Annotated in this window: 4 protein-coding genes and 2 pseudogenes; 4 read left to right on the plus strand and 2 right to left on the minus strand. The window is 59.7% G+C overall.

Going from position 1 to position 6929, the window contains the following annotated elements; translation table 11 throughout:
- A pseudogene (locus tag ACIOVB_RS07180) lies at window positions 1–487 on the plus strand (RNA polymerase-binding ATPase); the annotation flags it as partial.
- A 172-nt stretch (window positions 488–659) separates the two neighbouring features.
- Here the strand turns inward: ACIOVB_RS07180 and ACIOVB_RS07185 are convergent.
- Window positions 660–2009 (minus strand): spinster family MFS transporter, encoded by a 1350-nt coding sequence (locus ACIOVB_RS07185; protein WP_401266182.1) that lies wholly within the window; start codon window positions 2007–2009, stop codon window positions 660–662.
- Between the two features lie 301 nt (window positions 2010–2310).
- On the opposite strand from ACIOVB_RS07185, the gene ACIOVB_RS07190 reads away from it, so the two are divergent.
- Together ACIOVB_RS07190 and ACIOVB_RS07195 are read left to right on the plus strand one after the other, a co-directional pair.
- Window positions 2311–2679, plus strand: a complete 369-nt coding sequence (locus ACIOVB_RS07190) for a YkgJ family cysteine cluster protein (RefSeq protein ID WP_095188967.1) — start codon at window positions 2311–2313, stop codon at window positions 2677–2679.
- Window positions 2680–2827: 148 nt separating this feature from the next.
- Window positions 2828–5110 (plus strand): putative bifunctional diguanylate cyclase/phosphodiesterase, encoded by a 2283-nt coding sequence (locus ACIOVB_RS07195; protein WP_401266184.1) that lies wholly within the window; start codon window positions 2828–2830, stop codon window positions 5108–5110.
- Here ACIOVB_RS07195 and ACIOVB_RS07200 read toward each other — a convergent pair.
- Window positions 5001–5897, minus strand: coding sequence for an NAD(P)-dependent oxidoreductase (locus tag ACIOVB_RS07200; RefSeq protein WP_401266186.1), 897 nt, complete (start codon window positions 5895–5897; stop codon window positions 5001–5003). The genes ACIOVB_RS07195 and ACIOVB_RS07200 overlap by 110 nt on opposite strands.
- A 194-nt stretch (window positions 5898–6091) precedes the next feature.
- On the opposite strand from ACIOVB_RS07200, the pseudogene ACIOVB_RS07205 reads away from it, so the two are divergent.
- Window positions 6092–6886, plus strand: a pseudogene (locus ACIOVB_RS07205) (hypothetical protein); the annotation flags it as partial.
- Window positions 6887–6929: the final 43 nt, after the last annotated feature.

Raw genomic sequence — 6929 nt, forward strand, 5'->3', positions numbered from 1 at the left:
GAACAAGGCGCTGAAGCCGGGCACCGTGCTGCTGGAGCTGCTTTACGTCAGCGAAGTGGTTGCCCCGCGCTCGCTGCAACTGGGCCGTTACCTGCCGCCGGCGGCCCTGCGCTGCCTGCTCGATGCCAACGGCAACGACCTGTCGGCCCGCGTCTCGTTCGAAACCCTCAACGATCAACTGGAAAGCGTGCCGCGCGCCAGCGCCAACAAGTTTATTCAGGCCCAGCGCGATCAACTGACGCCACGGATCAACGCCGGTGAAGACAAGATCGCCCCGCGTCACGCCGAGCGCGTGGCCGAGGCCCGTCGCCGTCTGGCGGCCGACACCGACGAAGAACTGGCGCGCCTGACCGCGTTGCAAGCGGTCAACCCAACCGTGCGTGACAGCGAACTGGTTGCCTTGCGTGAACAGCGTGAGCAGGGTCTGGCGCTGCTGGATAAAGCGGCACTGCGACTGGAAGCGATTCGGGTGTTGGTGGCGGGTTAACGTTCCCCCTGCTGCACCGCTAAAAAAGAAGGCCCGCAGCGATGCGGGCCTTTTTGTTTGCCTGTTATTTATCCGGTGATGCTACTGGCCCTTTCGCGAGCAGGCTCGCTCCCACAGTGGTTCTCCAGCGTGAACACAATCCCTGTGGGAGCGAGCCTGCTCGCGAAGGCGGTTATGCAGTCGCCGCAGCCACCTCTGGCTCAACCACCGCCACCAACCCCTCCTTCATCCGCTTCGCATCCTGCACAAAACACCGCGACGCCAGAAACAGAAACACCATGGTCAGAAACAGCGCCACCGGGATCAGGTACATCGCATCATGCAGCCCGACCGCCTTGAACGCCTCGGTCATCTGCTCGGCCCCCGCTGCAATCATCGCCGACTTGGCGAAGTGATCGGACAAACCACCCACCACCACCGGCCCCAGGCCACCGCCCAGCAGATACAACCCGGCAAAGAACAACGCCATCGCCGTCGCCCGCAAGCGCGGTTCGACCACGTCCTGAATCGCCGTGTACACGCAGGTGTAGAAGTTATAGGCAAATAGCCAGCCGAGGCTGAACACCGCGACAAACACACCGATCTCGATACGCCCGGCATGCAGCGCCCACGCCGTGCACACCGTCGAGACAATCAGGCTGAATGCGGCAAACAGCAGCCGCCCATTGGCCACACGCTGGTGGATCTTGTCGGCGATCCAGCCACCCAGAGTCAAACCGACCAGCCCGGTGACGCCGACAATCACACCGGTCGCCACCGCCGCTTCCTGCAATGGCATCAGGAAATAGCGCTGCAGCATCGGCACCAGAAACGAATTGCAGGCATAAGTCGCGAAGTTGAAACACAACCCCGCCATCACCAGCCACAGGAACGTCGGCACAGCGAGAATCCGACGGATCGGCTTGTCGACTTTCTCCTGCGAGACCTGCACGGTTTCCGCCGCACCGCGCTTGGGTTCTTTGATGAAAAACATGAAGATCGCGAGGAACAGCCCCGGTACGGCGGCGATGAAGAACGGTGCGCGCCAACTGTCGAAAGCCTTGACCATCCAACCGATGGTGAAGAACGCCAGCAACAGCCCCAGCGGCAGCCCCAACATGAAAATGCCCATGGCCCGCGCCCGACGGTGCGCCGGGAACAAGTCGCCAATCAGCGAGTTGGCCGCCGGCGCATAACTGGCCTCACCGATGCCGATCCCCATGCGCACGATGAGGAAACTCCAGAAACTGCCCACCAGCCCGTTGACGGCGGTCAGCGCGCTCCAGGTCGCCAGACCCCAGCCCATCAGTTTGCTGCGTGAGCCGGTGTCGGCCATGCGCCCCAAGGGCAAACCGGCAATCGCGTAGACAATGGTGAATGCGGTGCCGACGATACCCAGTTGAAAGTCGCTGAGGTGCCATTCCATGCGGATCGGCTCGATGATGATCGCCGGGATGGTGCGGTCGAAAAAATTGAACAGGTTGGCGAGGAACAGCAGGAACAGAATGCGCCAGGCATTCGCCGCTTGGGTCGAGTTCTGCATGGGTCCGTCTCTTTATTGTTATAGGGCTTCACTGCCAACGCATCCGAGCCCGGAACCTGCAATCTAGTCAGCCAGACAGGGGCTGTCTGTGATCATTCGTCTGCCTGATATCGGGCCATGGCACTGTAACGAAACGTAAGCCCTTGATAAGTCTGTAATCCCCCGAAAACCGGGGCTTTTGCGGCAAAACCTTGCCACAAAAAAATAGTTTCGCGCCCCCCTTCCCAAGTCCGTGGCGAAGCCTAGAATGGCCGCCGGATCCGTCCGGATCTCCCGATCAATCCCTTTGATGCCCTCGCCCATGTCCGAAGTCAGTCCGTGTCTGAATTGCGGTGCCTGCTGTTCCCATTTCCGTGTGTCTTTTTTTTGGGGTGAGTGCTCATCTTCCGGGGGGACGGTGCCCGATGAACTGGTTACACAAATCAGTCCCAGTCGGGTGGCAATGAACGGCACCGACTGCAAATCGCCGCGTTGCACGGCATTGGTCGGCGAAGTCGGGAGTACAGTGCATTGCTCGATTTATGAAAAACGTTCCAGTCCCTGCCGGGAATTCGAAGCTTCCTGGGAGAACGGCGAACAGAATGTCGATTGCGATAAGGCCCGCGCCCGTTTTGGTTTGCCGCCCCTGCAATCGGACTGGGCTGAAATCCCTTTCGATAAAAGCGCCTGACATTTAGCACCAATCGCTATGACGCTAATGACGAAATCGTTAGCGCCAATGTGCCACTACCCCTTGCACCCCGGAAACGGCCTCTATACTCCTGTCATTCGCCTGCGTTAACCGCGCGGTTAGGACGACTTCAGAGACGGGGCATGCTATGGAGTGGCTTGGTTTGCAGTTTGTTACCGAGCTGCCGGAGAGCGGGCAGGTCATTCTTGATTGCACACATAATCCCTTGCTGGTGCTGGTGGCCTATCTGGTGGCCTGCGCCGCGAGCTTCGCTACGCTCGATATGGCCGAGCGGGTCGGTCACGCCGAAGACCTTGGTTCGCAACGCCTATGGCGCTGGATCGGCGCGACCTGCCTGGCCGGCGGGATCTGGGCCATGCACTTTATTGGCATGCTCGCTTTCCAGGCGCCGATCGAAATCCATTACGACCTGCCGGTCACCCTGTTCTCCCTGCTGATCGCCCTGCTCGCCTCGTGGCTGGCGATGCACACGCTGAGCGAGGCACAGCCGAGTCTGGTGCTTTACCTGAAAACCGCTGTGGTCATCGGCCTCGGTATTGCCGGCATGCATTACGTCGGCATGGCCGCCATGGAGTCGAGCGCCACCGCCTACTACCAACCGACCTTGTTTGCGCTGTCGATCGCCATCGCCATCGGCGCCAGTTTCGCCGCGTTATGGGTCGCAGGCTACTTGCGCGAAGGCAGTGGTCTGGCTCATCAGATGCTCAAGTACAGCGCCGCACTGATTCTCGGCGCGGGCATTTTCAGCATGCACTTCACCGGGATGGCCGCACTGCAATTGGTGTTACCGGAAGGCAGCGCACCGGACCTGTCGGCCGAAACCAGCCATTTGCAACTGGGCCTGACAGTGGCGCTGATCATCCTGCTGATTCTCGGCAGCGCGATCAGCGCGGCGCTGGCCGACAAGAAACTGCAAAGCAAGGAACACGATCTGCGCCGGGTCAACGCCCTGCTCAGCCAACTCGATCAGGCGCGCATGTCATTGCAGCAAGTGGCCAACTACGACGCCCTGACCAATCTGATCAACCGCCGCGGCTTCAACCAGATCTTCGCCGAGAAACTCAGCCAGAAAACCACCGAGGGCGGCATGCTCGCGGTCATGTTTCTCGACATCGACCACTTCAAACGCATCAACGACAGCCTCGGCCACGATGCCGGCGACGCCCTGCTCAAGGTCATTGCCAATCACATCAAAAGCTCTGTGCGCAGCCATGAAGACGTCGTCGCGCGTTTTGGCGGCGACGAGTTCTGCATCCTGATCGGCCTGCGCGATCGCGAAGAGGCGCGCACCATGGCCCAGCGCATCATGCTGAAGATGAAGGAGCCGATAGAACTGGCCGGACGCCGGATGGTGATGACCACCAGCATCGGCATCAGCCTGTTTCCCGAAGACGGCACCACCTGCGAAGAACTGCTCAAGCACGCGGATCTGGCCCTGTATCAATCTAAAGGTGCCGGGCGCAATGGCCTGCACTTTTTCAATTCCAACCTGAAAAACCGCGCGACTCTGGAACTGCAACTCGAAGAAGAACTGCGCCACGCCCTGCGCGAAGAAAACGGTCTGATGCTGTATTACCAACCGATCTTCGAACTGAAAACCGGTCGGGTCACCAAGTTAGAGGCGCTGATCCGCTGGCAACATCCGCTTCACGGACTACTGACGCCGGATCGTTTCATCAGCATTGCCGAAAACAATGGTCTCATCGCCGAACTGGACAACTGGGTGCTGCGCCGGGCCTGCCGGGACCTTGGCGAACTGTCGAACCACGGCTGCGAAGAGCTGAAAATCGCCTGGAACTGCTCGCCGCTGAATCTGGCTCGGGAAGAGTTGGCTGACGAAATCGAAAGTGCGCTGCGCACCGCCGGCGTCGCTCCGGAACGGCTGGAACTGGAAGTCACCGAAAACGCCCTGATGGGTAACATTGCCAACACTCTGGTGCTGCTGCGGCAGATTCGCGCCCTCGGTGTGTCACTGTCGATCGACGACTTCGGTACCGGCTATTCGTCGCTGGCTTACCTCAAGCGCCTGCCGCTCAACACCCTGAAGATCGACCGCTCGTTCATTCTGGACATTCCCAAAGCCACGGCGGACATGGAGATCGTCCAGGCAATCATCGTCATGGCCCACACCCTGCATTTGCAGGTGGTCACTGAAGGCGTGGAAAGCCTGGAGCAATACGAATTCCTTGAGCGTTCCGGCTGCGATTTTATCCAAGGCTACCTGCTCAGCCGTCCGGTGCCGCTGGACGAACTGCGCCCGGTGCTGGAAGAAATCAATCAGCGTAAACATTCACATGCGGTCAATCCGTTGATTCTGGCGCGCGGTACATTTGCACCAGTGTCGCTGGATCCTTCGCCAAAAAGCCCTGGGCCCCATGCAGGCGCATCAGTTGTGCGGCCAATCCGCTGATCGGCGTCGCCGAGCCTTGCTCGCGGGAGAATTTCACCGCTGTGTCGAGATCCTTGAGCAACGTGCGTACGTGCCATTTGATCGGTTCGAAACGGCTTTCGGCCATTTGCGGAGCGAGGATCTGCAACGGTTTCGAATCGGCAAAACCGCCGGCCAGCGCTTCGGCGATCAGACTCGCATCAACACCCGCCTGCTCGGCCAGCGCCACCACTTCGGCAATCACCAACGCATTGCAGGCAACTATCATCTGGTTGCAGGCCTTGGTCACTTGCCCGGCGCCGATGCCGCCCATGTGCGTAACGCGTTGACCGAGATTGAGCAACACCGGGCGCACGCGCTCAAGGTCGGCTGCATCGCCACCGACCATGATCGCCAGACTGCCGGCCTCGGCACCGACCACGCCGCCGGAAACCGGTGAATCCATCCAACTCATACCGGTTTCACTTTTCAGCTGCGCTGCCATCTCACGAGTAGCCGTTGGTTCAAGACTGGAAAAATCCACCAGCAACTGACCGCCCTTCGCACCTTCGGCAACACCGGCCGGGCCGAACACCACTTCGCGCACCACCGCCGTATCGGCCAGACACACCATCACCACGTCGGCGTGCTCGCACAGCTCGGAGGGGCTCGCCACCTGCCGGGCACCGGCCTCGACCAGTGGCGCGCACTTCGCCGGGTTACGGTTCCACACGGTCAACGGATAACCCGCGGCCAACAGGCGCCGGCACATCGGCAAGCCCATCAGACCGATTCCGGCGAATCCCAACGATGGTAGCGTTGACATCATTTTGCCTCTTTTCGATTAAAGATCGCCGAATAATGGCCGATTCATCAACGATCAGGAAAGGATTCCCCCAAGCGACAGTCAGGCCAAGTCCCTGACGCTCGGGCCTAATTCGCGCAAAAAAGACGCGAGATCTTATTCCGTGAGGTTCGCTGACATCAGTCACCGAGCCAACCAGTCCAGGTATATGGCGCAAAATGACTTCTAAAAATAATCCCGCCACTGCGGTATCCGATCTGACCCTGAGCCCCGCTGCGAACAGCCCGTCACCGTCGAAGCCATTACACCCCTCGCGTCCGCTGGGTACCCAGCAATACCTGTACTTCACCGAAACCAACACCGATCGCATCCTCGACAACCTCGATGGCCTGCGTGATCTGGTGTTCCCGCGCCCGCCGCACCTGGAAGGCGATAACGAACAGCACAACGATCAGGAATTCCCGTCGGTGTGCCTGATCGGCCTCGGTCGCTGCGGCTCCAACATCGCCCTCGACGTGGCGGAGTTGGTGTACAACGCGCGCAAGTTCTACCTCAACGAATTCAACAACGAGGATCGGGCAGCCGACCGGCGCCTGGCCGACAAGGGTTACAGCCCGGCACAGTGGATCAAGAACAACCTGCGGATCGGCCCGAACAAGTCGACCAAACCGGTGTTTCTGGTCGAGCCGCTGGTGATGCTCGGCGACCTCGACAAAGACATCGCCGGGCGTATCCGTTTCTCGCGCAAGGGTGAGAAAAGCGGTTTCCTGCGCGACTACAGCAAAATGAAGATCATGGACTTGTCCGAAGTCCACGCCGGTGGCGCCGGTAACGCGCCGATCCTCGGCCAGTACCTGGCGAAGATCATCCTCAACAAGGACACCCAGCGTTTTTCCAGCCCCGACTGGAAAATGATCCACTCGTACCTGATCGACAGCTGCGGCATCAAGGCCAACCAGTCGCGCCTGTACTTCTCGATCTTCAGTGCCGGCGGCGGTACCGGTTCGGGAATGGTCTAGTAATTTGTCCTGGAGTATTATCTTTTGTAGTTTAATT

This window comes from Pseudomonas sp. NPDC087639, from assembly GCF_044743385.1.
Taxonomy (GTDB): domain Bacteria; phylum Pseudomonadota; class Gammaproteobacteria; order Pseudomonadales; family Pseudomonadaceae; genus Aquipseudomonas.

What these genes read in the sequence shown, in the direction of transcription:
- ACIOVB_RS07195 (WP_401266184.1), top strand. Translation starts at nt 2,828, where the DNA reads ATGGAGTGGCTTGGTTTGCAGTTTGTTACCGAGCTGCCGGAGAGCGGG.
- ACIOVB_RS07200 (WP_401266186.1), bottom strand. Translation starts at nt 5,897, where the DNA reads ATGATGTCAACGCTACCATCGTTGGGATTCGCCGGAATCGGTCTGATG.
- ACIOVB_RS07185 (WP_401266182.1), bottom strand. Translation starts at nt 2,009, where the DNA reads ATGCAGAACTCGACCCAAGCGGCGAATGCCTGGCGCATTCTGTTCCTG.
- ACIOVB_RS07190 (WP_095188967.1), top strand. Translation starts at nt 2,311, where the DNA reads ATGTCCGAAGTCAGTCCGTGTCTGAATTGCGGTGCCTGCTGTTCCCAT.